Origin of the sequence: Zooshikella harenae (assembly GCF_018837975.1) — a bacterium.
In the GTDB taxonomy this organism is placed as follows: Bacteria; Pseudomonadota; Gammaproteobacteria; order Pseudomonadales; family Zooshikellaceae; genus Zooshikella; species Zooshikella harenae.
This window is the reverse complement of the sequence record NZ_JAGSOY010000210.1, coordinates 1-1,998: the sequence shown is the minus strand read 5'-3', so window position 1 is coordinate 1,998 and position 1,998 is coordinate 1. Positions and strand designations below refer to the sequence as shown.

Genomic DNA, 1,998 nt, shown 5'->3' with positions numbered 1-1,998 from the left:
GGTCAGACCCCAGATAAAACGGATTTATGCCTCAGAATAAATGGATACAAAACACTATTTTTATAGACTAAAAGTTAACTGCTGGTGCGGTGTATAGGGGTGGAAATTTTATGCGTCTACCGTGGGGGGTTTTGTTGCGATCGGTAATAATTCTGTAGGAAGGACCCATCAATGTAAGTACTGTAAAACAAGTGTATTATAAAGTCAACCATTTTATTATAAATTTATTTAAAAAATATTATGGTGTTACTATACTTAAATTCTCCACCCAAATTAACTCACATGATCCTCCTCCCGTATCCGTTCGAGTCACTGAGCTTCTCCAACGCCAACCATCATTAGCCTCTACATTCACCAAACTGCCTACTAACTGAATAATGTCCCCTTTTTTGACTGATTTTAACGCATCCTCAACAAACTCATTGGCAGGAATCATATGCATATTAGCACTTGATGTTTCTATTTCTCGACGAGGAATGGGATAGGCATCGGTTCGCCAATAATACCAACGATTTGACTGAGAAAATGTAATATTATTTATAACACTCTCATCTGACATTCTTCCCCATCCTAAGGCTAAATCAACAGGTGATAAATCTGTTTCTCGTCCGAGTGAATAATTCTTTTTTGAAAGCACTTTGGCTTTTAGTTTAAAGGATGCCATTTCTGTTAAGGTATATCCATTAACTTGAAATGTTTTGGCTGTGCTTTTTGTCTTTTGTTCTGGCGCATCAATCGCATAAACACCCGGCCCTATCGAGACTTCTCCCTCCTTGAAAAATAAAAACCATACAACAATTGCTGAAACAATCAGTATGATATATTTTTGCATTATCAATAAGCTCCATTATTGCAGTGCTTTCAACAAGTCAGATTTACTTTACAAGTGTAGTGTTCAATAACACGCCTCACAATCAATTGAACCTCGCCTGTCGCCAAGCTCATCATCCCATCGGTAGCCCCCAGTCTTTGCCTCCTCTCATAACTGACTGAATATAAGAGAAATGACGTTGCTTTCAGCGTTGATACAAAGTGTACTCGTATGATGAGTACCCTCTTGGCTTATCGATATGTCTAAGCAGAGCGCAACACAAGATCCGCTATTCATCCGCACAGTGTACGGGAGTGGTCGAACCTTATCCCTCTTCAACCCTAGCTGCCTCAGTATGAGTGAGCTCACAAGGGTCCACATTCGTCTCCACAATGTGGACGGTAATCTCATTAGTCACCAATTGCGCCAAGCTTCCATAAAGCATATGTCGAGTAGACATATCTTTTAATACTTATGAACGTCAACCAATATATACCTTCTCCTACGCACATTGTGCGAACGAATACATTGGTATGTCTTCTATCCTATCCACGTATGACTTGTAACTTCTACCTCTCAAAAAGGTCGCCTCATTGAGGAGGGCCTTTTAAACCGCAAGCTATCACGATTGATAGATAACTCATGGGTTCAAACGTTCATGCACACATTGTGTGCCTCAAGCTCTTTTATTACTATTTCAAGCCCACCGTTGATAGGAGTCTGTATTTCACCGACCCTCTTACAATGGCATCAGTCAGCGGTTGACCCCAATTGAAAAGGTGTCATAAGCATTCACTGCGATCCTATTAACAGAAAGTAGACCAAACTTAAAAACCTAATGACTTTTAAGCTTTAAACTTTCAAGCTCAATTAGCTTTTGAGAAAACAATGAATATTTCTTCAATATGAGCTTTGTAAATTATTTTTTATTTTCATTCTCTATGTTCAACGCATGAAAAACACTGGGCACATCAGCATGCCATGAGCTTAATATAAAAGAAGCAATTAAGCCTTCAATGTCCGTCAAAATTCCCATACCAACAGCACTATATATTGGAAGCCCAACACTACCTGTAAGAAACAAATGAACAAATCCTATGAAAAGTGTTATACCCCATAACTTCGCACTGTACATATGGTATGATGCACTTCTGCCAAACTTCCACTTATCATATATATGCCTGATT

At 38.9% G+C, this 1,998-nt stretch carries 2 protein-coding genes; both read right to left on the bottom strand.

Features of this window, described 5'->3' with window-relative positions:
• Positions 1–238: 238 nt before the first annotated feature.
• The gene (locus tag KCG35_RS24930) at positions 239–832 is read right to left on the bottom strand and encodes a hypothetical protein (RefSeq protein ID WP_215822556.1); all 594 of its coding nucleotides are present in this window, start codon (positions 830–832) and stop codon (positions 239–241) included.
• 898 nt (positions 833–1,730) lie between these two features.
• The coding region (locus KCG35_RS24925) for a hypothetical protein (RefSeq protein ID WP_215822555.1) at positions 1,731–1,998 on the bottom strand (268 nt) is incomplete at its 5' end.